The following is a 23,147-nucleotide window of genomic DNA, read 5'->3' as shown; positions in this document are numbered from 1 at the left end:
GAAGACCCCACCCACAGGAAGCACGGACCCGCCATGCCTGCACCGCACCTGGCCCTGCCGCCCACCGACCGGGTCCTGTCCCCGCTCACCGGCTGGACCCGAGCCCACTGGGAGGCGCTCGCCGACCGGCAGTTGGAGGCGCTCGTCCCGTACGCGACGCCGAACTTCGCGCAGTACCGACTGCCGGGACGCAGCAGTTGGTCAGGGGTCGTGTCGGACGGCCTTGAGGGATACGCACGGTCATTCCTCCTCGCCTCCTTCCGGATCGCGGGAGCGGGCGGCGAGGTGGATCCTCACCTCCTTGAACGCTACGCGCAGGGTCTGACAACGGGCACGGACCGCGACGCCGCGGGCGGTGCCGGTGAGGCCTGGCCCGAACTCAGCGACTGCTCGCAGCAGATGGTGGAGGCGGCGTCGATCGCGATCGGCCTGCACGAGACGCGCCCCTGGCTCTGGGACAAGCTCGACGTCCGGGTCCAGGAGCGGGTCGTCGACTGGTTCTCCGGCTTCGTCGGCGGCAAGACGTGGGACAACAACTGGCGCCTCTTCCAGGTGGTGTCCGAGCAGTTCCTCGCCTCCGTAGGCGCCCCGTACAGCAAGGCGGACATCGACGGCGGGCTCGACCGCATCGAGGACTGGTACCGCGGCGACGGCTGGTACAGCGACGGCGACGGGCGCAACTTCGACTACTACATCGGCTGGGCGATGCATCTGTACCCGCTGCTCTGGGCCCGCATGGCGGGCCCGGACGGCGAGGAGCGCGCCAAGGTGTACCGCGACCGCCTGACCCAATTCCTCGCCGCCTACCCGCACTTCTTCGGCGCCGACGGCGCCCCCGTCCACCAGGGCCGCTCCCTGACGTACCGCTTCGCGGCGACCGCCCCCGTCTGGATGGGCGCCCTGGCTGACTGCACGCCCCTGGCCCCCGGCCTCACCCGGCGCCTCGCGTCCGGCACCGCACGGCACTTCGTGGAGCGCGGCGTCCCCGACGAACGCGGGCTGCTTCCGCTCGGCTGGTACGGGACGTTCCTGCCGTCGACCCAGGCCTACTCGGGTCCCGCGTCCCCGTACTGGGCGAGCAAGGGCTTCCTCGGCCTGCTCCTGCCCGCCGATCACCCGGTGTGGACGGAGCGCGAACTCCCCCTGCCCGTCGAGGAGTCCGACCAGTACACGGCGCTCCCCCAGCCCGGCTGGCTCCTGCACGGCACGCGGCACGACGGCATCGTCCGCCTGATCAACCACGGCAGCGACCACAACCCCCTGGAAGGCCCCGCGGCCGACGACCCGCACTACGCCAAGTTCGGCTACTCCACGGCGACCGCCCCCGAGACCGCCCCGAGCGCGTGGGAACGCACGGTGGACAACCACCTCGCGCTCCTCGCGCCGGACGGCACTCCCTCACGCCGCCTCCGCATCCACCCGCTGCGGTGCGAAGGACGCGTGGCCTCCTCCCGTCACGACGCACAACTGCCGGACATCGACGGCGACTTCCCCATCGAGACGACCAGCGCACTGCACGGCCCCTGGGAGATCCGCGTCCACCGCGTCGAGGCCCCGGCAGGCGTGACGGTACGCGAGGGCGGCTACGCGGTCGCCCACGAGGCACAGCCGTACGCCGAGCAGGGGCCCGGCTGGGCCCTCACCCGTACGGAAGCCGGGCTGACCAGTGCCGTCGTCGCGCTCCACGGCTGGGACGAGGTGGCAGGCGTCGCCCGGGAGGTGGCGGCCAACGCCTACGGACCGCACTCGGCGACGCCGTATCTGACCTTCGCCGGGCACCCGGGCGGCGCGAGCACCCACGTAACGCTGGTCGCGCTGTCTCAAGACACCGTTCAGCCAACGGCGTTGCGGGAGTCCATCACCTGCACGGTGGACGACGACACCGTGCGCGTGCGCTTCCCCGACGGCACCCTGCTGGATGTGTGAGCGTCAAAAAGGGCGCTAGATCCCGCCGTCCTCCCGGCGATGAATCTGCTCGATCAACTCCGCCGCCATCGCCTTGATCGTCTCCAGACCCGCCCTTCCCCAGGGCCGGGGCTCGACGTCCACCACGCAGATCGTGCCGAGCGCGATGCCCGTGCGGTCGATGAGCGGGGCGCCCAGGTAGGAGCGGATGCCGATCTCGTCGACCACCGGGTTCCCCGCGAACCGCGGGTAGTCGCAGACGTCCTCCAGGACGAGGGCCTTGCGCCGCACGATCACGTGCGGGCAGTACCCGTGATCGCGCGCCATGTAGCGGAACGCCGTGTTCTCCGCGGCCGCCGCGGAGGTCAGTTCGGAGCCGGTCCCCGTGTCGTCCGGGGTGTGCAGGCCCGCGAAGAACTGCCGGTTCTCGTCGATGAAGTTGACCATGGAGTACGGCGCGCCCATGACCTCGGCGAGGTGGTCGGCGAAGGCGTCGAAGGCGAGGTCCGGACGGAGTCCTATGCCGAGTCTGCGCAGCCGCCGCACCCGGCTCGGCGCCTCCGTGTCGACGGGAGTGAGCAGCAGGGGTGCGGTCGAGTCGTACATCAGGTGTGGGCTCCGTAGCTCGGGGCGGCCGGGGCGTGGGCGAGGAGGTGTTTGACGAGGGTGAGGAGGGTGGCGATGCCCGAACTGGAGATCCGCGCGTCGCATCGCACGACGGGCACCTGCGGATCCAGGTCGATGGCGGAGCGCACCTCTTCGGGCTCGTAGCGGTGGGCGCCGTCGAATTCGTTGATCGCGACGATGAATCCCATGCCGCGCTGCTCGAAGAAGTCCACCGCCGCGAAGCAGTCCTCCAGGCGGCGGGTGTCGGCGAGGACCACCGCGCCGAGCGCGCCTTCGGAGAGTTCGTCCCACATGAACCAGAAGCGTTCCTGGCCGGGCGTTCCGAAGAGGTAGAGCACGTGCTCCGGGTCGAGGGTGATGCGCCCGAAGTCCATGGCCACGGTCGTCGTGGTCTTGTTCTCGACGCCCGACAGGTCGTCGGTGCCCTCGCTGACCGTGGTGAGGAGCTCCTCCGTGCTCAGCGGCGCGATTTCGCTCACCGCGCCCACGAAGGTCGTCTTGCCGACCCCGAAACCTCCCGCGACCAGGATCTTCAGTGCGGTGGGGAAGGGGTCAGAGCTGTCGTCGTAGTCCATCGAGCACTGCCTCCAACAGGGACCGGTCGGTGGGGTTGTGGTAGAAGTCCGGGGCTCTCAGGGTGAGCGCCCCGCAGTCGACGAGATCGGAGAGCAGCACCTTGGTCACGACCGCAGGCAGCTTCAGTTGCGCCGCGATCTCCGCGACCGATGTGGGTGCCGCGCAGAGCCCGAGCGCCTCCGTGTGCTCGGGCCCGAGGTAGCCGGTGACCGGGCCTCCGGTGGCCATCACCAGGGTCAGGAGGTCCAGTTGGGCGGTCGGTCTGGTCCGCCCGTCGCTGACCGTGTAGGGCCGGACGAGCCGTCCGGCGGATTCGTCGAGCCATGGCCCGTCGTGCGGGGCCGCCACGCTCAATGCCTCATCGGGGCGGGTTCACCGGCGGGTTGCCGGGGTGCGGTGAGCAGGTAGGGGCGCACGCTCTTGACCAGCATCGTCATCTCGTAGCCCAGCACGGCGGCGTCCGCGTCGCGCCCCGCGAGCACCGCGAGACAGGTGCCGGAGCCCGCCGTGGAGACGAACAGGAGGGTGGAGTCGAGTTCCACGACGACCTGGCGTACGTCGCCGCCGTCCCCGAACCGGATGCCCGCGCTGCGCCCCAGTGAGTAGAGCCCGGAGGCGAGGGCCGCCATGTGGTCGGCGCTGTCCGGGTCGAGGCCATGGACCGACTTCACGAGTCCGTCGGAGGAGAGCAGGACCGCGCTGTGGGTGTGCGGCACGCGCTGCACGAGTCCGCTCATCAGCCAGTCGAGGTCGGATACCTGCCCGGTCGGCGCATCGCTCGCCATGGTGGATCGACTCCTTGGGATACGAGGGTCTGCCGGGGCAGACGTGGTGCTGGCGGGGTGGTGCGGTTCAGCCACCCTGGTCGCCCCCGTCGCGGGGGGCGTTGAGGTCAGGTCCGGGTGCCGGGTCGCGCGGCTCCTGCGCGGCGGCGAGTCCGATGCCGCGCTGGAAGGCGGCCATCAGGCCCGGGTCGTGACCGACGTGGTGTTCGCTCTCCGGGCGGGGCGGCGGCGCGTCCCGCAGCTGGGGCGCGATGTGTTCCTGGGCGCGCCGCTTGGGCAGTTGGGGCTTGCCCACCCGGCCGCGTACGGCGCCGCCGTTGAGCGGGGTCGGCGGCGCGCCGGCGTTCTCGGCGGCGGCCTGCCGGTCCTCCGGCCGGATCCCCGGCACGGCTTCGGCCGGCGTCGGCCTGCCCTCCCTGCCCCGTACGGGCAGCGGGGCTGGCGGGGAGCCGTGCGCCACGGGCGCGTGCGGCGCCGGGGGTGGCGAGCTCGGCGGCACGTCCCGCTGCGGCTGCCGGGGCACGGCCACCGGTTCCGGGTGGGGAGCAGGTGTGGGCGCCCGGGCCGGTTCGCGCGCACCCCCGTGAGTGGGCGGCGGTGCGGCTTCCGGGGCCTGCTGCGGGCGACCCGCGGCGACGGGCTCGTTCTGGGGTTCGGCGCCCAACAGGCCCTGCGGCAGGATCAGTACGGCCTGTACGCCTCCGTAGATGTTGGTCTGGAGGCGGACCGCGATGCCGTGCCTGCGGGCGAGCGCGGAGACGACGTAGAGGCCGATCCGCCCGTCCTGGAGGAGGCTCGCGACGTTGACCTGGTCCGGGTCGGCGAGCAGGTGGTTCATCTTGTTCTGCTCGGTCAGCGGCATGCCGAGGCCGCGGTCCTCGACCTCGACGGCGAGCCCTGCCGTCACCAGGTTGGCGCGCAGCAGGACTTGGGTGTGCGGGGCGGAGAACACCGTGGCGTTCTCGACGAGTTCGGCGAGGAGGTGGATGACGTCGGCGACGGCGTGGCCACGCAGGGTGCCGGCGATCGGCGGCACGAGCTTGACCCGTGAGTACTGCTCGACCTCGGCGATGGCGGAGCGGAGCACCTCCGTCATCGAGACGGGGTTGCTCCACTGGCGGCGCGAGATGGCGCCGCCGAGCACGGCGAGGTTCTCGGCGTGCCTGCGGATGCGGGTGGCCAGGTGGTCGACGTGGAAGAGGCCCTTGAGCAGCTCCGGGTCCTCGACCTCGTTCTCCAGCTCGTCGAGGATCGAGATCTCGCGGTGTACGAGGGACTGCAGCCGCCGGGCCAGATTGACGAAGACCTCGACCTTCTGTTCGCTGCCCGCGTGGCTGGAGAGCTGCGAGGCCTGCACGACGGCGGTGACGGCGACATCCTGGGCCCGGGACAGCTCCACGGCGAGCAGCCCGAAGTCGTCGCCTTCCGCGGCGGATCTGGCGGGCGTCCTGTGTGCGGGCGGGCCGTCGCCGCGGCGCAGCCTCTCGACGACTTCGCGCAGCTCGGCCTGTCCGCGCGCGGTGGTGCGGCGCAGGGTGCCGACCCGTTCGCGTACGGAGGCCGCGGTGCGGTCGGCGGCGACGGCCGCGATGACGACGCTGGCCAGGCTGATGGTCCCGGCGGCGGCGAGGATGAGGAGCAGCGCGGGTTCGAGCGGGCGGGGGGCCGACCGGACGATGAACAGCACGGCGGCACCGGCGCAGAGCACCACCGCGACGGCGGGCAGGACGGCGATGCGCAGGAGCTGGGGTCGTATCCGGGCCTCGGGCAGCGCCGTGACGGGTCGGCTCCCGGGCCTGCCGTGCCGCCCGCCCTCACGGCGGTCTGCGCGGGCTGCCGGTGCACGGAGGTGAGACATCAGCGTCCTCGGTCAGGGAGCGGGCTCCGACGGGCGCGCGACGCGTGGCTTCGCGGCATCGCCGTACCGGTCGGGAGGGCACAGGCAGGACCGCTGCCATGATCCCTGCGTCGACCGGCGGACACTCACGGTAGTCACCAACGCTTCATGTGCGGGAGGCAGTTGACAAAGTCCGGCACCCAGCGTCCCGCTCTGGTATGACGCGTCGCACGGCCGTCCGATTTCGGGGACGGAATCCTGTTGAGCCTCCGCCGTGCGTCGGCGAGAGTCTGTGCCATGGAGTTCTTCTGCTACCACCGCGACCGGCCCGGCTCGACGACGTTGCGCGAGAAGCTGCTGGAGGACCACTGGTCCTACATGGACCGGTACGCGGAGGAGTTGATCGCGCGGGGGCCGACCTTCGCCGCCGACGGCGAGACGCCGACCGGCAGCGTGCACATCGTCGACCTGCCGGATCCCGCCGCCGCTCGCGCGTTCGCCTTCGAAGAGCCCAACTACCAGGCGGGCGCGTACCGGGACGTGCTGCTGCGCCGGTGGCGCAACACGCTGCGGCGCACCATGTGGGACTTCCCCGGTGGCGCTACCGGGGGCAACCGCTACCTGGTCATCGGCCTGGGCTCGGGCTGGGCCGCCGACCTCGACGTGCCGCCCGGCGACGATGAACTGATCGCGTACGGGCCGCTGCTGTCGGACGACGGCTCCGACTGGCTGGGCACGGCGGCGCTGGTCCGGGCCCCGGACCCGGCGACGGCACGCGCCGTCCTGGCCCCGGACCGGTACGCCGGCATCGAGGTGCACGACTGGGAGTTCGGCGGCCGGCGGTAGCGAGCCGACAGGGGCCATACGCCTCTGTGTGGCCGACGACTCCTGCGCGGCCGACGCCTCCTGGGTGACCGAACGGCCGTCAGCCCACCCGCGCCGCCTCCGGCTCCCCGGTGCCCTCCGTGTGCCCGGTGGGGGCGGAGAGCTCGGCGGCCGCGGCGGTGACATCCGGAAGCGACCACCCGCCGTCCGGCTCGATCGCGACGCCGCGCCACCACGGCTCCGCCGGAACGGAGTCCGAAGCGGGCTCGAACGGCTCACCCGGGACGGGCAGCGCGATCTTCGCCCCCAGGCGGCCCGCCGCGGCGACGGTGCCCTCGCCCGGCGCGGACCACGGGTGCGGCGCGAGGTTGAACGTGCCCCAGTGGATCGGCAGCATCACACCGTCGGGCCGCCCGCCCTGGAGGTCCAGGTGCGCGCGCATCCCTTCCTCGGGCGTCATGTGGATGTCGGGCCAGAACTCGCTGTACGCCCCGATCTGGATCATCGTGACGTCGAACGGTCCGTGCTCGGCGCCGATCTCCCGGAAGCCGGTGAAATAGCCGGTGTCCCCGCTGTGGTAGATCCGGTGCTCGGGCCCCTCGACGGCCCAGGACGCCCAGAGCGTGTGCTGCTGGTTGCGCAGGCCGCGGCCGCAGAAGTGGCGCGCGGGCGTCGCCGTCAGGGTCAGGCCGCCCACCTTCGCGGACTCGTTCCAGTCGAGCTCGCGCAGCCGGTCGGCGGGGACGCCCCAGCGCTCCAGGTGGGCGCCGACGCCCAGCGGCACGGCGAAGACCGTGTCCGTGCCTGCCAGGGCCCGGATGGTGGGCATGTCCAGGTGGTCGTAGTGATCGTGCGAGATCACCACGACGTCCACCGGGCCGAGCGCCGCGAGCGGCACCGGCACGGGGTGCAGCCGCTTGGGTCCGACCCAGGAGAAGGGCGAGCACCGCTCACCCCAGACCGGGTCGAAGAGCACCCGCTGCCCGTCGATCTCGGCGAGCACGCTGGAGTGCCCCATCCAGGTGATCCGCAATCCGCCGACCGGGGGCCTCGCGAGGTCGGCGAGGGTCGTGGCGTGCACCGGGACGGTGCCCGTGGGGCCGCGCCGGATCCGCTCCTCCTTACGGAAGTAGATCTTCGCGAATTCGAGCGTCGAACCGGTGGGCCGGGTCCGCGCACCCTCGGGGTTCTGGAAGGACCCGTCGGCGAAGTTCGGCGATCTGTGGATCCTCGCGAGCCGCTCACCGGCCGGATCCGCGCCGAAGGGCGCGGTCCTGAGCGAGCGGAGCCCAGAGCTCAGCGAACGGGACACAGCACCTCCTGGAAGGGGTAGGTCAGATCTCCATTATGGGCGCCGCCTCCGACAGCGGCCGTCCGGAGGGGCCCGCACCGGCCACGCACGCGTCGGCGCGTGATGTACTCCTACTGACCCCCCATTCAGTAGGAGTACGCTCCATGCCCCTTCTCTCCGTCACCTGGACCGACCACATCACCGGCCACCGGGGTTTCCTGGTCATCGACCGTCTCGTACGCGGTGTGTGCAGCGGCGGTCTCCGGATGCGCCCCGGCTGCACCCTCGACGAGGTCGCGGGCCTTGCCCGGGGGATGACGATGAAGGAGGCCCTGCACTACGACCCCAGCGCCCGCTACATCCCGCTCGGCGGCGCCAAGGGCGGCATCGACTGCGATCCGCGCGCCCCGGAGGCGTACGACGTCCTGGTCCGCTACCTGAGGGCGATGCGCCCGTACATCGAGAGCTCCTGGACGACGGGCGAGGACCTGGGACTGACCCAGGACCTGGTCGACGAGGCGGCGGCGGAAGCAGGCCTGATCTCTTCCGTCCAGGCCGTCTACCCGCTCCTGGACGACGAGAAGACGGCCCGCGGGCGCCTGGCGGACGCGTTCGCCGTGGAGGTCGACGGGATCGGCCTGGACGAGCTGGTCGGCGGCCACGGAGTCGCCGAAGCGATTCTCGCGGCCCTCGACAGCGCGGGCCACGCGCACGCGGGTGCGCGCGTGGCCGTGCAGGGCCTTGGCACGATGGGCGGCGCGACCGCCCGGTTCCTCTCGCGCGCGGGTCTGACGACGGTTGCCGTCGCCGACATCAAGGGCACGATCGCCAACCCGGCGGGACTCGACGTCGAGGCACTGCTCGCCGCCCGCGACGCCCACGGCACGGTGGACCGCTCGGCCCTGCGCCCCGGCGACCGCGAGCTGCCGGGTGAGGCCTGGCTGTCCACGGAGGCGGAGATCCTGGTCCCCGCGGCGGTGTCGTACGCGATCGACCAGGACAACCAGGCACGTATCACGGCCCGTTGGATAGCGGAGGCGGCCAACATGCCGGTGCTGCCGGAGGCGGAGCGCCTCCTCGCGGAGCGCGGCATCACCGTGCTGCCGGACGTCGTCGTCAACTCCGGTACCAACGCCTGGTGGTGGTGGACGCTCTTCGGCGACATCGGGCCCGACGCGGACGAGGCCTTCGCGCACACGCGCCGCTCGATGCGGGCCCTGGTCGACGTGATGCTGCGGCGCGCGGAGGCCGACGGCACGACGCCGCGTGCGGCCGCCCACGCGCTGGTGGCCGACCGGCTGCCGGTGATCGGTGAGCGCTTCGGCTGGTACGCGAACGCGTAACGGGAGGTGGATAGGCTGCCCGGCGTGGCGAGAGTGCGGTTGAGCGTGGCGGAACGGCGGGCGGAGCTGCTTGCCGCCACCGTCGAACAGATCGAGGTGCGCGGCGTGGCGGCCGTGCGCGTCGCGGACGTGGCCGCGGCCCTCGGGGTGAGCAACGCGCTGGTCCTGTACCACTTCTCCACCAAGGAGAAGCTGGTCGCGGCGGCCTTCACGCACGCCGCGGAGGGCGACCTCGCCCATCTGCGCGCCATCCTGAGCCGCCGCACCACGGCCCTGCGCCGCCTGCGTGCCGCCGTCCGCTGGTACGCCCCCACCGGCCGGTCCAAGGGCTGGCGCCTGTGGATCGAGGGCTGGTCCGCCGCACTGCGCGAGCCAGCCCTGCGCACGGTGACGCGCGACCTGGACCGGCAGTGGAAGGCCGCCCTTGCGGAGGTCATCGGGGAGGGCGTCGCGGCAGGCGAGTTCACCTGCGCTGACCCCCGGGCCACGGCCCTGCGCCTCACGGCCCTGCTTGACGGCCTTGCGGTGCAGATGACGGCCTACGAGGACGCGCTGCCCGGCGTCCGCACGCAGACGTGGGTGGACGAGGCCCTGAGCCGTGAACTGGGCCTGGCCCCGGCCGGATCGCCGACGGGCTGACCCCGCACGCGACGAAGCCGCCTGCCCGGTTCTCCCCCGAGGGCAGACGGCTCGCGTCAGGTGTCCAGAGATCGAAACCGGTGCAGGCGACAAGGTGCTCTGCGGGCCACCGCTCAGGAAGCGGACTCGATGTGCATCCTGACGGTGTACGGGTCCACGCTCCCCTTCGCCTCCACGTGATCCCCCGACGACTCTCCCCTGAGCCGCCGCCCGAACCACGGCACCAGGTACTCGCGCGCCCAGTTGATGTCGTCGCGCCGCACCTCCAGCGTGCCGCGGGGCGGCTCCGGGGGCCACGGCTGGTCCGGGTCCGCGGGGACCTCCAGGCCGAGGACCTGGGCCGCGCGGAGCGCCACGCGCGTGTGGCCCTCGGCGGAGAGGTGCAGGCGGTCGCCGTCCCACGCGCGGCGGTCCTGGATGGTCTTGAGGGACCACAGGTCGAGGACCGGGCAGCCGTAACGGTCGGCGATCGCGCGGACATGGCCGTTGTACGTGGCGATCTTGCCGCGCAGATGCTTGAGAACCGGCACCCCGCGCGTGTCGAACCCGGTGGTCACCATGACGGTGCCGATCGACGACGTGAGGTCGCGGACGGCTCGCTCGAACCGCTCGGCGACCTCGTCCGGGTCGGTGCCGGGACGGATGATGTCGTTGCCGCCCGCGCAGAACGTCAGGAAGTCGGGGCCCAGCTCCTTGGCCAGCGGCACCTGGTCCGCGACGATCTGGTCGAGCAGCTTGCCGCGCACGGCGAGATTGGCGTACTTGAAAGTGTGCTCGGGCATCCGGTCGTCGAGCAGCACGGCAAGGCGATCGGCCCAGCCGACGAACGTTCCGTCAGGACCGGGGTCCCCCACGCCTTCGGTGAAGCTGTCGCCGACCGCTGCGTAGGAGGTGAATGTGTCAGGGATGAAGGATGTCGACTCTGCTCTCACGTCGTCATATCTTTCACCTCGCTAAGTGACCTACGCCACCGTAGGGAGGGGTTGACGGGGGGTGAGATAAGCCACCGGTCAAGTTTCGTCCAAGCCAGGAATACGTGGCGGGTCCCGGCGCCGCTTACATCCGGCGGAAGCGGAACACCGCGGCGTCCAGGTCGCCGCGAAGTCCCGTGCGCAGTCCGTGGTGCAGCAGCACCGCGCCCCGGTGGGCCTTCCCCGTCTCCTGGCACACGTACGACGCCGTGGGGTCGATCCCTCGCAGCCGCAACCGGGGCGGCTCCTCCCCATGGGCCTGCGCCCGCAGCCAGGCGAGGACCACGGTCTCGTCGCCGTGGACGTACTGCACCGCGCTCAGCGACTCCGAGGGTGGCCGCAGCCGGTAGAGGTCGCCGAGCTGCACCACGGGCCTGATCTCCTTGTAGAGACTCACCCAGTCGCCCGCTTCGGCCAGTTCCGCCGCGCTCCACTCCATGAGGTCGCCGCCGATGCCGAGCACGCCCGCCATGGCGCTCACGAAGCGGAAGCGCAACGTACTGACCCTGCCGTTGAGCTGAGTGTTCGGACTGTCCGTGACCCAGGCGGCCATGACCCGTGCCGGGTGCAGCTGGCTGAATCCGTCCTGGATGGCGAGCCGGTCGAGGGGGTCGGTGTTGTCGGAGGTCCACACCTGATCGGTGCGGGAGAGGATCCCGAGGTCGATACGGCCGCCGCCGCCCGAGCAGGACTCGAAGGCGACGGAGGGGTGCGCGGCACGCAAGCGGTCCAACAGCCCGTAGAGCGCGTGCACATGGGCGTTCCAGATCCCCTGCGGATAGCGTTCGCCCGGCCAGCCCGCGTCGCTGAAGCAGCGGTTGAAGTCCCACTTCACATAGTCGACGGGCGCACTGGAGAGCAGCGCGTCCAACTGCTCCCACAGATACTCCTGGACGTCGTCGCGGGCGAGGTTGAGCACGAGCTGGTTGCGGAACTCCGTGCGCGAACGGCCGGGTTGGTGCTGCACCCAGTCGGGGTGCGCACGGTAGAGATCGCTGTCCGGGTTGACCATCTCCGGTTCGACCCAGATCCCGAACCGCATGCCCAGCGCGTGCACGTCGTCGGCGAGCGGCTTGAGGCCGCCGGGAAAGCGGTCCGGATTGGGCGTCCAGTCGCCGAGCCCGGCCCGGTCGCTGACGCGCTGCCCGAACCACGCGTCGTCCACCACGAACAGTTCGACCCCCATCGCCGCGGCACGCTCGGCGAGCGCCCGCTGCTGGTCCTCGGAGATGTCGAACCCGGTGGCCTCCCAGGAGTTGTAGAGCACGGGCCGCGGCGCGGCGGCGTCCGGGATCACGTGCGCGCGTTGATAGGCGTGCCAGGCCCGGCTCGCCCCGCCGAAACCGCCGTCGCTCCACAGCCCGGCGAAGACCGGCGTCACGATCCGCGCGCCCGGGGCGAGCAGCTCCTGCCCGGAGTCGTCGTGCCCCTGGCCGCCGGTGATCTGCACGGCGCCGTCCGGGAGTTGGCTCACGCCGATCCGCCAGGACCCCGACCAGGCGAGGGCGCAGCTGTAGACCTCGCCGCGCTCCTCGGTCGCCCCCTCCGCGTCGAGCGCGACCCAGGGCAGATGCTGGTGCCCGGTGTGCCCGCGGCGGCTGCCGATGACCTTCTCGCCGTACGTGATCTCCGAGCGCACGAGCCGCGACTCGGCCGCCCAGCGCCCGTGCAGCTGCGAGAGCCGCCATCCCTCGCGCACGGGCAGCGTCCAGGTGGCGGAGTCGGCGCGGAGCAGCTCCAGTTCCGGCGCGTCAGCGGGCCCGTCGTGGCGCAGAACGGCGTACCGCTCGATGACGTCCCCACGTGTCCGGTAGACGAGCGTAATCCCCAACTGGTGGACGGAGTCGACGAATTGGAGGCGCAGTTCGTCGCGCTCGGTCACGGCCTCGGAGAACCGCCACTCGCTGCCGCGCACCCCGGCGCCCCGTACGGACAGCGCGGGACGCACGAAGCGACGCCCGCCCTCGACGGGATACTCCTCGCGCCCGTCGAGCCGTGACTCGAAGGCCCACTCCGCGGGCAGCGGCTCCGCCGCGAGCGCCTCGGCGTCGGCGAGCGCGATGCGCGGGCCCCAGTGCAGGTGCAGCAGCTCGTCGCCGTCCGTGAGCCGCAGCGCGTAACTGCTGGTGGGACCCGAGAGCAGCCACGTACGGCCGTCTTCGCCGACCTCGATCATCGATCCCCCACAGCTCCGACTCGGTGCGCGTACGCACATCATCAAGGGGGTTCACCTGTGAGGCAACGCTCATGCACCGGCAGTGATTGCCTCAGGAACCCATGTCGTATGGTCGAAGTCGCACCCCCACCGGCGAGTCGCGCCGGCGGCCGGAGGGGAGGAGCCCCCGTGACGCAGCAAGTCCCGTCGACAGAGCTGTCGGAGCCCGATCTTGCCGGAGTCCGCAACTTCCGTGACGTGGGCGGACTTCCGACCGTGGACGGCCGCAGGGTCCGGCAGGGCCGCCTCTTCCGCAGCGGTCACCTCGCGCACGCCACGGCGGCCGACGCCGCGTTCCTCTCCACCCTGGGCCTGCACACGATCTACGACTTCCGCAACGCGGCCGACCAGCGGCTCGAGGGCCCGGACGTCGAGCTGCCCGGCGTACGCAACGTGAACCTGCCGCTGACCGACCCGGCCCACGGCGCCGAGTTCTGGAAGATGGTCCGCGACGGCGATCTGGACCAGTTGCGCGCGGCCCTCTCCGATGGGCAGGCCGCCGGGCGCATGTCCGACACGTACCGCGAGATCATCAAGGACCGCACCGCCGAGCACAGCCGGATACTCCACGAGATGGCCGCGGACAGCGTCCCCGCGCTGATGCACTGCGCCGCGGGCAAGGACCGCGCGGGCCTCTCGGTCGCCGTCACGCTCCTTGCCGTCGGTGTCGAGCGCGACGCCATCGAGGCGGACTACCTGGAGTCGAACGCCCTCCACCGCCGCTACAAGGTCCGCCGCGGCGACAACTCCCCCGGCGCCATGTCCCCCGAGGTCATGCAGCTGCTAAGCCCGCTCTTCGAGGCCCGCGCCGAGTATCTGGCCGCCGCCTTCGAGACGATCGAGCAGACCTGGGGCGACACCGACACCTACCTCGCCGAGGGCCTCGGACTCGCCCCGGAGACCCGCGAGCGGCTGCGCGAGCACCTCCTGGACTGACCCCCTGCGCTGATCGCCCCGTGGCTGGCCCAGCCCGTCACTGGTTCTGCGCGCCCAGGGAGAACAGCAGGTAGATGAAGGCCGCGAAGAGATGGCCCACGGCGACGTAGACGATCAGCCGGATCCAGAGTCCGCGGGGGAACTTCTCCTCCATGGACATGCTCTTCTTCGCGGGCGCGGGCGCGGGGTCGGGGTCGGGCTGCCGCGCTTCAGGTTCCGTCATCGCTGGTCTCCCGTGGTGGGGCTGTGCGAGGTCCCGCCGAGGCACAGCGCGGTGGCGGGGCTCTGCAGCAGGGTGTGGACGAAGAGAAGATCGGCGCCGAGGTGGTCGGCGGCTGCGATCCGGTGCGGGGTCAGCGAGTCGAAGTGGGCGCTGTCCCCGGGTTCGAGCGTGTGCGTGGTGTCGCCGAGCCGCAGCCGCAGGCGCCCCTGGAGGACGTACAGCCACTCCTCACCGGGATGGACGCGCACGATGTCGCCCTGCGCCCCGTGCGGCACGTGCACCCGCAGCGCCTGCATGCCGCGGGCCTGCGCGCCCGCCTGCCAGTAGGTCCAGCCGCCCGCCCGTGTCGGTTCCATGTCCGCGGCGCGGACGACCGCGTCCCGGTCCGCGGGCGTCTCGCCGAGCAGCTCGGAGACCGTCGTACCGTAGGTGCGGGCCAGCGCGAGCAGCATCGGCAGGGAGGGCTGGCGCTGCCCGGTCTCCAGACGGGAGAGATGGGCGGGCGAGAGCCCGGCGGTGCGGGCCGCCGCCTCCAGCGTCAGCGCGGCACGTCGCCGCAGGTCACGCAGTTGCGGGGCCACGGCAGGCAGGTCCTCGGCGGCCTCCGGGTCGAGCGGTTCGGGCTCGGCGTTGCTCATGCCTCGATTGAGTCAGAGCTTTGCCCCTGAGGCAATCTTTTTGCCTCAGAGGCAAAACCAGGCGAAACCCTCCGGCCGATGACCCCTCAGCGGTTCGCGACCGCCTGCTTGACCAGCGTCTTCCCGAAGTCCCACATCAGCCCGCCCCCGCTGTGTGCCTCGTCCATCACCGCGGTGAAGGCCTCCACGAAGCGGTCAACCTCCCGTTCCCCGATGGTCAGCGGCGGGATCAGCTTGATGACCTCCAGGTGGTCACCGGAGACCTGGGTGAGGATGCGGTGCTTCTGCAGCAGCGGCACGACGACCATCTGCGCGAAGAGCCCCTTGCGCGCCGCTTGCAGCATCGTCCAACGTCCGCGCAGCTTCAGCGACTTGGGCCTCCCGAACTCGATACCGACCATCAGTCCCCGGCCGCGCACCTCGCTCAGCAGCTCATAGCGGTCGACGAGGGCGCCGAGCCGCGACTTCAGGAGCTCCCCGGTCACGCGCGCGTTCTCGACGGTCTTCTCGTCCTCCATGACGGAAAGGACGGCGAGCCCGGCCGCCATGGCCTGCGCGTTGGACCCGAAGCTCGCCGAGTGCACGAGCACCCGGTCCATGGACGAGTAGACCTTCTTGAAGATCCAGTCCTTGCCGAGCGTCGCGCCCACCGGCACATAGCCGCCGGAGAGCGCCTTCGCGACACACACCAGGTCCGGCTCGACGCCTGCCTCGTGCTGGTAGGCGTAGAACTCGCCGGTCCTGCCGAGGCCCGTCTGCACCTCGTCGGCGATGAGCAGCGCCTTGTGCCGGTGCAGCAGCTCCTGGGCAGCGAGCAGATAGCCGGGCGGCGTCTCGTGCACGCCCTTGCCCTGGATGGGCTCCAGGATGAGCCCGGCCACGTCGCCCTTCGCCAACTCCCGGCGCAGGGCTCCCAGATCACCGAGCGGCACGGCAGTGTCGGGGAGCAGCGGTGCGAACCCGTCACGGAAGCCCGACTCGCCGTTCACCGAGAGGGACCCGGTCGTCAGGCCGTGGAAGGCGTGCGTGCAGTACAGCACCCTCGGCCTGCCCGTCGCGTACCGCGCGAACTTCAGCGCGGTCTCGACGGCCTCCGTGCCGCTGTTGCCGAAGAACACCCGGTCCAGGTGCGGGCTTTGGGCCAGCAGCTTCTCGGCGAGGAGGCCGGGCAGCGGCTGGCAGTCGAAGCGCGTCAGATCGGCGAGCGAGGCGTCCAGGACGTCGTGCAGCGCCTTGCGTACGACGGGGTGGTGGCGGCCTAGGCCCATCACCCCGAAGCCCGCGAGCATGTCGAGGTAGTCGTTGCCTTCCGCGTCCCAGAAGTACGCGCCCTCGGCCCGTTCGTAGACCTTGTCGAAGCCGATGGTGTGCAGCATGCGCGGCAGCTGGTGGTTCAGGTGCCGCGCGTGCAGTTCGTAGCGCTCGGCGCCCCGCTCGGCGAGGAGTCTGCCGAGGTCGAACTCCTTGGTCATGCTCCGTGCTCCTTGGCTGCCAGTGTGGCGCTGATCCGCCCCGCGATCTCGACCGGGGTGAGCCCGAGGTCCGCGAGCACCTCGGCCCGCTTGGCGTGCGCGAGGAACTGCTCGGGGATGCCGAAACGCCTTACGGGGACGTCCACTTCGGCATCGCCCAGCGCGAGCGCGATCGCGGCGCCGACCCCTGCCGCCCGGCTGTTGTCCTCGACGACCCCCACGACCCGGTGCCTCGCCGCCAGCGCGGGCAGCTCGGCGTCGACCGGCTTGACCCAACGCGGGTCGACCACGGTGCAGGTGAGGCCCCGCTCCCGCAGCAGCTCGGCGGCCTGCAGACAGACGGGCGCCATCACGCCGACCGCCACCAACAGGACGTCGGGGTCCGTGCCTTGACCGTCTCGACCGTCTTGACTCAGCACGTCCATGCCGCCGATCCGGTCCACCGCGGGAATCGCGGGCCCCACCGACTCCTTGGGGAAGCGCAGGAGTGTCGGCGCGTCGTCCACGGCGACCGCCTCCCGCAGCTGCGCGCGCAGTTGGTCGGCGTCGCGCGGCGCCGCGATCCGCAGACCCGGCACGACCTGGAGGATCGACATGTCCCACATGCCGTTGTGCGAGGCCCCGTCGACGCCCGTGACCCCGGCCCGGTCCAGGACGAAGGTGACACCGCACTCGTGCAGCGCGACATCCATCAGGAGCTGGTCGAAGGCCCGGTTGAGGAAGGTGGCGTAGACGGCGACGACGGGGTGCAGGCCCCCGGTCGCGAGCCCGGCGGCCGACACCGCGGCGTGCTGTTCCGCGATCCCGACGTCCCACACCCGGTCGGGGTAGGCCTGGGCGAACTTCGTCAGGCCGACCGGGCCCAGCATGGCCGCGGTGATCGCGACCACGTCCTCGCGCTCGGCCCCGATGCGTACGATCTCGTCGCCGAACACCGAGGTCCAGGAAGGCCCGTTGGAGGGTGCGAGCGGCTCGCAGGTCAGCGGGTCCATCACGCCGACCGTATGAAACCGGTCGGCTTCGTCCGCGAGCGCGGGCTCGTAGCCGCGCCCCTTCTCGGTGAGGCAGTGGATGAGGACGGGACCGTGGAAGCGTTTCGCACGTCGCAGCGCCGACTCCACGGCCCCGGTGTCGTGCCCGTCGATCGGCCCGACGTACTTGAGTCCCAGGTCCTCGAACATGCCCTGCGGTGCGAAGGCGTCCTTGAACCCCTTCTTGGCGCCGTGCAGCGACTCGTACAGCGTGTGCCCGACGACGGGTGTGCGCTGGAGTATGTCCTTCCCCCAGGCCAGGACCCGTTCGTAGCTGTCGGTGGTGCGCAGCGTGGCGAGGTGGTTGGCGAGGCCGCCGATGGTGGGGGCGTACGAACGCTCGTTGTCGTTGACGACGATGATCAGCGGCCGGTCCTTCGCGGCCGCGATGTTGTTGAGCGCCTCCCACGCCATGCCGCCGGTGAGCGCGCCGTCCCCGATGACGGCGACGACATGGCCCCGCTCCCCCAGGACCGTACGCGCCTTGGCCAGGCCGTCGGCCCAGCCGAGCGCGGTCGACGCGTGGCTGTTCTCGACGATGTCGTGCTCGGACTCGGCGCGCGAGGGATAGCCGGAGAGGCCGCCCTTGCCGCGCAGCTTGGAGAAGTCCTGCCGGCCGGTCAGGAGTTTGTGTACGTAGCTCTGGTGGCCGGTGTCCCACACGATGCGGTCGAGCGGCGACTCGAAGACCCGGTGGAGGGCGATGGAGAGTTCCACCACCCCCAGGTTGGGCCCGAGGTGACCTCCGGTCCTGGCGACCGCGTGCACCAGGAACTCCCGTACCTCCTCGGCCAGTTCGTCGAGCTCGGTCTCGGTCAGCGCCTTCAGGTCCCGCGGCCCCCGAATGGTTTCCAGAATGGTCATGCTCGGGCCCCCTCTCTGGTTGGACTCAGCTCACGGTGACGTCCGGCACCCCTGAGGCGACGCCGTCGTCCTGCATCTGTGCGGCGATCTTCATCGCCTCTTCGATGAGGGTCTCCACGATCTTCTGCTCGGGGACGGTCTTGATGACCTCGCCCTTGACGAAGATCTGCCCCTTGCCGTTGCCGGACGCGACGCCCAGGTCCGCCTCACGGGCCTCCCCCGGCCCGTTCACGACACACCCCATGACCGCGACACGCAGCGGCACTTCCATGCCGTCCAGGCCCGCGGTCACCTCGTCGGCCAGTTTGTAGACGTCCACCTGGGCCCGCCCGCACGACGGGCAGGAGACGATCTCCAGGCGGCGCTGGCGGAGGCCCAGCGACTCCAGGATCTGGATGCCGACCTTGACCTCCTCGGCGGGCGGCGCGGACAGCGAGACCCGGATGGTGTCGCCGATGCCTTCGCTCAGCAACGCACCGAAGGCCACCGCCGACTTGATCGTGCCCTGGAAGGCAGGACCGGCCTCGGTCACGCCGAGGTGCAGCGGATAGTCGCAGGCCGCGGCCAGTTGCCGGTAGGCGTTGACCATGACCACCGGGTCGTTGTGCTTCACCGAGATCTTGATGTCCCGGAAGCCGTGCTCCTCGAACAGCGACGCCTCCCACAGCGCCGACTCGACCAGCGCCTCAGGGGTGGCCTTCCCGTACTTGACGAGCAGCCTCTTGTCGAGCGAGCCCGCGTTCACACCGATCCGGATCGGCGTACCGGCGTCGTTCGCGGCCCGCGCGATCTCCTTCACCTTGTCGTCGAACTGCTTGATGTTGCCGGGATTCACGCGCACCGCGGCACACCCGGCGTCGATCGCCGCGAAGACGTACTTCGGCTGGAAGTGGATGTCGGCGATCACCGGGATCTGCGACTTGCGCGCGATCGTGGCCAGCGCGTCCGCGTCGTCCTGGGTCGGGCAGGCCACCCGCACGATCTGGCAGCCGGACGCGGTGAGTTCGGCGATCTGCTGAAGCGTCGCCCCGATGTCGGACGTACGCGTCGTCGTCATCGACTGCACCGACACCGGCGCCCCACCCCCCACGGCCACCGGCCCGACCTCGATGCGCCGCGAGAGGCGGCGCTCCGCGATCGGCCGGACCGGCAGCTCAGGAAGGCCCAGTGCGACAGGCGTTCCAGGGGTCATGACGTCACCCCGCGCGGTTCGCGGAGACCGTTTCACGGGCGGCGCGGATGGACTCCTTCAGGGAGCCCATGGTGGCGAGGACGGCGGTCGGCTCGTAGCCGCAGTGCGCCATGCAGTTGGCGCACCGCGGGTCCTTGCCGCGGCCGTACTTGCTCCAGTCGGTCTCCTCGATGAGCTCCTTGTACGTCGGGACGTACCCGTCGCTCATCAGGTAGCAGGGGCGCTGCCAGCCGAAGAGCGAGTAGTTCGGGATCGCCCAGGCGGTGCACGGGAAGTCCGCCTTGCCCTCCAGGAAGTCGAGGAACAGCGGCGAGTGGTTCAGGCGCCAGCGCCGCCTGTTGCCGCCCGCGAACGCCTTCTTGAAGAGTTCGCGGGTCTGCTCGACGCCCAGGAAGTGCTCCTGGTCCGGCGCCTTCTCGTAGGCGTAGGCGGGCGACAGCATCATCTCGTCGACCTGAAGCTCGTCATTGAGGTAGTTGAGGACCTCGATGATGTTCTGCGGGGTGTCGTTGCTGAAGAAGGTCGAGTTGGTGGTCACCCGGAAACCGCGCTTCTTGGCTTCCTTGATGGCCGCCACCGCCTCGTCGAACACGCCCTCCTTCGCGACGGATTCGTCGTGCCGCTCCCGCATGCCGTCGATGTGCACGGCGAACGCGAAGTACGGGGAAGGCGTGAACTTCTCCAGTTTCTTGCGCAGCAGCATGGCATTGGTGCAGAGGAAGACGTACTTCTTCTTCGCCACCAACTGCCGCACGATCTCGTCGATGTGAGGGTGCATCAGCGGCTCACCACCGGCGATGGACACCATCGGCGCACCGGATTCGAGCACGGCGCCCACGGCCTGGGCCACCGGCATGCGCTGCTTGAGCACTCCGGCCGGGTGCTGGATCTTTCCGCATCCCTCGCAGGCGAGATTGCACGCGAAGAGCGGCTCCAACTCGACGATCAGCGGAAACTTTTCACGCTTGCGGAGCCTCTGTTCAAAGAGATACGTCGCGACCTTGATGGTCTGGCGCAGCGGCATGGCCATCTGGCTCACCTCCGAGGGAGCAAAGAAGAACGGTGCCATTCGAAAAAAGCAGGGAGCACGGCACGAAGAACACGGAAAGCTGATATTCCACCGCGCACCGTGCCGATGCGGACGAGTTCGTGCTGTGGGGCGTCCACGACCACCCGGACGGCGGCAACCGGCCGGTCTCCCGCCCGCATCGCGCTGCGCAGCGTCGTGGCGGACTCCATGTCCACCGCGATCGCGCCCGTGGCGAGCAGGTCGGCGCGTTCGTGTCCGCGGACGACATGGTCGGATCCGATGAGCGGGCCGGTGTGCACGGTGCGGCCGGGCACGGCCCGCCCCAGCTCCTTGACCAGCAGATCGGTGCCGACGCAGGACGTGAGGCCGTGTGCGTCGCGCGTCTCGTCGGCGACGACCAGGTCGCCGGGGTGCATGCCGGGGGCGAGCCCGGCGCAGAAGCCGGTGGCCACGACGGCGGCGTGGCGCAGCGGTTCCTTGCCGAGCGCGCCGGTGACGGCGCGCTCGGCGTTCTTGGGGCCCATGCCCGTACGGAGCACGGTGACCCGTCCGTGCGCGCCCCCGCGGTCGCCCGTGCGCAGGGCGAGGTGCTCGATGCCGAGCGCGCAGGCGATCAGCAGCGGTGCGGGGTCCGGCACGGCCGGGGTCCGGTCCATCAGCCCCCCTTGGTGGAGAGGCCCGCGAACGGCTCCCCGTTGACGTACCGGCCAAGGGCGGTGAGCGGGAACACCTGTCGGTAGAGGTGGTAGTTGATGGAGAAGTCCCAGGGGAAGCCGGTGCCGGTGAAGTGCGGCTCGTCCCAGGAGCCGTCGTCCCGCTGCGTCTCGGCGAGCCAGGCGACGCCTCGCTCCACGGCCTTGGACTCCCGCTCGCCGGCGGCGAGCAGCGCGAGCAGGGCCCAGGCGGTCTGCGAGGCGGTGGAGGCGCCGTGGCCCCGCCACTCCTCGTAGCGGTAGGAGCGCAGGTCCTCGCCCCAGCCTCCGTCGTCGTTCTGCACCGACTCCAGCCAGGTGACGGCGCGGCGCAGCGCGGGGTGCGAGCCGGGCAGGCCCGCCGCGGTGAGCGCGGGCACCACGGACCCTGTCCCGTATACGTAGTTGACGCCCCAGCGGCCGAACCACGAGCCGTCCGGCTCCTGTTCGGCGAGCAGCCACTCGATGCCGCGCCGGGTGCGCGGGTGGTGTGCCTTGCCCTCGACGGCGAGCATCTCGACGACGTGTCCGGTGACGTCGGCGGACGGCGGGTCGATGACCTCGCCGAAGTCGCAGAACGGCAGCCGGTTGGGGAACGGGCTCGTGTTGTCGGCGTCGAAGGCGGCCCAGGCGCCGCTCCTGGACTGCATGCCAAGCGTCCAGCGCATGCCCCGCTCGATCGCGTTCTCCATGCGCGGGCGGTCGGGGTGCTCCACGCGGCGCAGGGCCAGGATGACCTCGGCGGTGTCGTCGATGTCGGGGTAGTTGTCGTTGTGGAACTCGAACGCCCAGCCGCCGGGGGCCAGTTGGGGCCTGCGTACGGACCAGTCGCCGGGCCGCGTGATCTCCTCGGCGAGCATCCAGTCGGCCGCCTTGACGAGCTGCGGATGGTCGGCGGGCACACCCGCGTCGGCGAGCGCGATGGTCGCGAGGCAGGTGTCCCAGACCGGTGACTGGCACGCCTCGATCATCCGGGAGCCGTCCTCGCGCCAGACCGCGAACCGGTCGAGCGACGCGAGGCCCGCCTTGAGGACCGGATGCTCCAGGTCGTAGCCGAGCAGGTGCAGCGCGATCACGGAGTAGACGGCGGGCGGCTGGATGCCGCCCCAGCAGCCGTCGTTCTCCTGGCGTTCGATGATCCAGCGAGCGGCACTGTTCATCGCGGCCTTGCGCACCTTGCGCGGGGCGACCTTGTGATAGAGGTGCAGCGCCTTGTCGAGGCGCTGGAAGACGCCGTCCCAACTCCCCATGGAAGCAAGGGGTTTGGCGGGGTTCGGTACGCGCGCGTCGCTGTGCAGCTCGTCCAGCGGGAAGGGCGCGGGCCGGACGGGGCGCTTGGCGGAGACGACCGTGAGCGGCACGATCGTCTGCCGTGCCCAGCACCCGAAGTCGTAGATGTTGAGGGGCAGCCACTTGGGGAAGTAGATGAGTTCCGGCGGGAGTTCGGGGAGGTCCTCCCACTTCCACCAGCCGAAGAGGGCGAGCCAGATGCGGGTGAAGACGCGGCTCGCGGCGATGCCGCCCTGGTCGCGGATCCAGGCGGAGGCCTTCGCCATGTGCGGGTCGTCGGGGGCGTCGCCCGCCAGCCGGAGCGCGACGTACGCCTCGACGGTGGTGGAGAGTTCGCCGGGGCCGCCGAAGAAGGTGGCCCAGGTCCCGTCCTCGCGCTGCTCGCCGCGGATGAAGAGCGCGGCGGCGCGGGTGGTCTTCTCGTCCCGGATCCCCAGGAACTGACGGAGCAGCAGGTCCTCGGCGTCCATCGTCACGTTCGTTTCGAGGTCGCCCTTCCACCAGCCCTGGGCGTCCTGCTGTGCGAGCAGGAAATCGGTGGAGCGTTGTATGGCGCGCGCGGCGGCGTCGCGTGGCCCTGCTGCCGTCGCGACGGTCTGGACGAGTGGCTGGCTGGCCGAGGTTGCGCGGGGCGTCACCGCTCCGGTGCTTCCGTCGGTCGTCGCTGTCATGGCTTCCCCTTCGTGCAGTCGTCTTCTCTGCTGTGGGTCCGCCGTCGGCCGACGCGCTGGGCGCCGGCCGGCGACTGCGAGTCCTATATCTGCT

At 71.0% G+C, this 23,147-nt stretch carries 21 protein-coding genes; 5 read left to right on the top strand and 16 right to left on the bottom strand.

Annotation, left to right across the window (positions count from 1 at the left end; genetic code table 11):
• Positions 1-33: 33 nt before the first annotated feature.
• Entirely contained in the window at positions 34-1,926 is a 1,893-nt protein-coding gene (locus ACWGI2_RS04490) for a DUF2264 domain-containing protein (protein ID WP_453693793.1), read from the top strand.
• A 15-nt stretch (positions 1,927-1,941) separates the two neighbouring features.
• On the opposite strand, the gene ACWGI2_RS04485 is transcribed toward ACWGI2_RS04490, so the two are convergent.
• From ACWGI2_RS04485 to ACWGI2_RS04465, 5 genes are all read right to left on the bottom strand, one after another.
• Positions 1,942-2,514, bottom strand: a complete 573-nt coding sequence (locus tag ACWGI2_RS04485) for a GAF domain-containing protein (RefSeq protein WP_453694656.1) — start codon at positions 2,512-2,514, stop codon at positions 1,942-1,944.
• Positions 2,511-3,107 (bottom strand): GTP-binding protein, encoded by a 597-nt coding sequence (locus tag ACWGI2_RS04480; protein WP_160508767.1) that lies wholly within the window; start codon positions 3,105-3,107, stop codon positions 2,511-2,513. Before ACWGI2_RS04480 ends, ACWGI2_RS04485 begins: the two co-directional genes overlap by 4 nt.
• A complete protein-coding gene (locus ACWGI2_RS04475; RefSeq protein ID WP_453394632.1) occupies positions 3,085-3,456 on the bottom strand; it encodes a DUF742 domain-containing protein in 372 nt (123 codons plus the stop codon). Before ACWGI2_RS04475 ends, ACWGI2_RS04480 begins: the two co-directional genes overlap by 23 nt.
• Before the next feature lie 2 nt (positions 3,457-3,458).
• Positions 3,459-3,893, bottom strand: coding sequence for a roadblock/LC7 domain-containing protein (locus tag ACWGI2_RS04470; RefSeq protein WP_160508763.1), 435 nt, complete (start codon positions 3,891-3,893; stop codon positions 3,459-3,461).
• Between the two features lie 67 nt (positions 3,894-3,960).
• Complete coding sequence (locus tag ACWGI2_RS04465) at positions 3,961-5,751, bottom strand: ATP-binding protein (protein WP_453693791.1); 1,791 nt, start codon at positions 5,749-5,751, stop codon at positions 3,961-3,963.
• A 276-nt stretch (positions 5,752-6,027) separates the two neighbouring features.
• On the opposite strand from ACWGI2_RS04465, the gene ACWGI2_RS04460 reads away from it, so the two are divergent.
• Positions 6,028-6,576: a YciI family protein gene (locus ACWGI2_RS04460; protein WP_453693789.1), complete on the top strand. Its 549-nt coding sequence runs from the start codon at positions 6,028-6,030 to the stop codon at positions 6,574-6,576.
• A 79-nt stretch (positions 6,577-6,655) separates the two neighbouring features.
• Here the strand turns inward: ACWGI2_RS04460 and ACWGI2_RS04455 are convergent, their stop codons facing one another.
• Positions 6,656-7,867, bottom strand: a complete 1,212-nt coding sequence (locus tag ACWGI2_RS04455) for an MBL fold metallo-hydrolase (RefSeq protein ID WP_453693787.1) — start codon at positions 7,865-7,867, stop codon at positions 6,656-6,658.
• Between the two features lie 143 nt (positions 7,868-8,010).
• Between ACWGI2_RS04455 and ACWGI2_RS04450 the strand changes: the two genes are divergently transcribed.
• Positions 8,011-9,189, top strand: a complete 1,179-nt coding sequence (locus ACWGI2_RS04450) for a Glu/Leu/Phe/Val dehydrogenase dimerization domain-containing protein (RefSeq protein WP_453693785.1) — start codon at positions 8,011-8,013, stop codon at positions 9,187-9,189.
• 24 nt (positions 9,190-9,213) lie between these two features.
• The gene (locus tag ACWGI2_RS04445) at positions 9,214-9,828 is read left to right on the top strand and encodes a TetR family transcriptional regulator C-terminal domain-containing protein (RefSeq protein ID WP_453693783.1); all 615 of its coding nucleotides are present in this window, start codon (positions 9,214-9,216) and stop codon (positions 9,826-9,828) included.
• A 113-nt stretch (positions 9,829-9,941) separates the two neighbouring features.
• On the opposite strand, the gene ACWGI2_RS04440 is transcribed toward ACWGI2_RS04445, so the two are convergent.
• Entirely contained in the window at positions 9,942-10,760 is an 819-nt protein-coding gene (locus ACWGI2_RS04440; RefSeq protein WP_453394626.1) for an SGNH/GDSL hydrolase family protein, read from the bottom strand.
• Positions 10,761-10,884: 124 nt separating this feature from the next.
• A complete protein-coding gene (locus tag ACWGI2_RS04435) occupies positions 10,885-12,975 on the bottom strand; it encodes an alpha-galactosidase (protein ID WP_453693781.1) in 2,091 nt (696 codons plus the stop codon).
• A 168-nt stretch (positions 12,976-13,143) separates the two neighbouring features.
• Here ACWGI2_RS04435 and ACWGI2_RS04430 point away from each other — a divergent pair, with 168 nt between their 5' ends.
• Complete coding sequence (locus ACWGI2_RS04430) at positions 13,144-13,950, top strand: tyrosine-protein phosphatase (RefSeq protein WP_453394624.1); 807 nt, start codon at positions 13,144-13,146, stop codon at positions 13,948-13,950.
• A gap of 37 nt (positions 13,951-13,987) precedes the next feature.
• On the opposite strand, the gene ACWGI2_RS04425 is transcribed toward ACWGI2_RS04430, so the two are convergent.
• The 8 genes from ACWGI2_RS04425 to shc all read right to left on the bottom strand — a co-directional run bounded on the left by ACWGI2_RS04425 (position 13,988) and on the right by shc (position 23,053).
• Complete coding sequence (locus ACWGI2_RS04425) at positions 13,988-14,110, bottom strand: DUF6126 family protein (protein ID WP_453394929.1); 123 nt, start codon at positions 14,108-14,110, stop codon at positions 13,988-13,990.
• 59 nt (positions 14,111-14,169) lie between these two features.
• Positions 14,170-14,811 (bottom strand): helix-turn-helix domain-containing protein, encoded by a 642-nt coding sequence (locus tag ACWGI2_RS04420; protein WP_453693779.1) that lies wholly within the window; start codon positions 14,809-14,811, stop codon positions 14,170-14,172.
• An 86-nt stretch (positions 14,812-14,897) separates the two neighbouring features.
• On the bottom strand, positions 14,898-16,283 hold the full coding sequence (locus ACWGI2_RS04415) for an aspartate aminotransferase family protein (RefSeq protein WP_453693777.1): 1,386 nt from the start codon (positions 16,281-16,283) through the stop codon (positions 14,898-14,900).
• Complete coding sequence (gene dxs, locus ACWGI2_RS04410; RefSeq protein WP_453693775.1) at positions 16,280-18,178, bottom strand: 1-deoxy-D-xylulose-5-phosphate synthase; 1,899 nt, start codon at positions 18,176-18,178, stop codon at positions 16,280-16,282. The genes ACWGI2_RS04415 and dxs overlap by 4 nt, the downstream gene beginning before the upstream one ends.
• Before the next feature lie 25 nt (positions 18,179-18,203).
• Complete coding sequence (gene ispG, locus ACWGI2_RS04405) at positions 18,204-19,370, bottom strand: flavodoxin-dependent (E)-4-hydroxy-3-methylbut-2-enyl-diphosphate synthase (protein WP_453693773.1); 1,167 nt, start codon at positions 19,368-19,370, stop codon at positions 18,204-18,206.
• Positions 19,371-19,374: 4 nt separating this feature from the next.
• Entirely contained in the window at positions 19,375-20,400 is a 1,026-nt protein-coding gene (gene hpnH / locus ACWGI2_RS04400) for an adenosyl-hopene transferase HpnH (protein WP_453693771.1), read from the bottom strand.
• A 5-nt stretch (positions 20,401-20,405) separates the two neighbouring features.
• On the bottom strand, positions 20,406-21,056 hold the full coding sequence (locus tag ACWGI2_RS04395; protein ID WP_453693769.1) for a phosphorylase family protein: 651 nt from the start codon (positions 21,054-21,056) through the stop codon (positions 20,406-20,408).
• Positions 21,056-23,053 carry a squalene--hopene cyclase gene (gene shc, locus ACWGI2_RS04390; protein WP_453693767.1) on the bottom strand — a complete coding sequence of 666 codons (1,998 nt, stop codon included), beginning with the start codon at positions 23,051-23,053 and terminating at the stop codon, positions 21,056-21,058. The genes ACWGI2_RS04395 and shc overlap by 1 nt, the downstream gene beginning before the upstream one ends.
• Positions 23,054-23,147 lie beyond the last annotated feature (94 nt).

The organism is Streptomyces sp. NPDC054866 (assembly GCF_053610745.1).
Note: the sequence above shows the minus strand (reverse complement) of the source record. Positions and strands in the feature narration are given on the sequence as shown.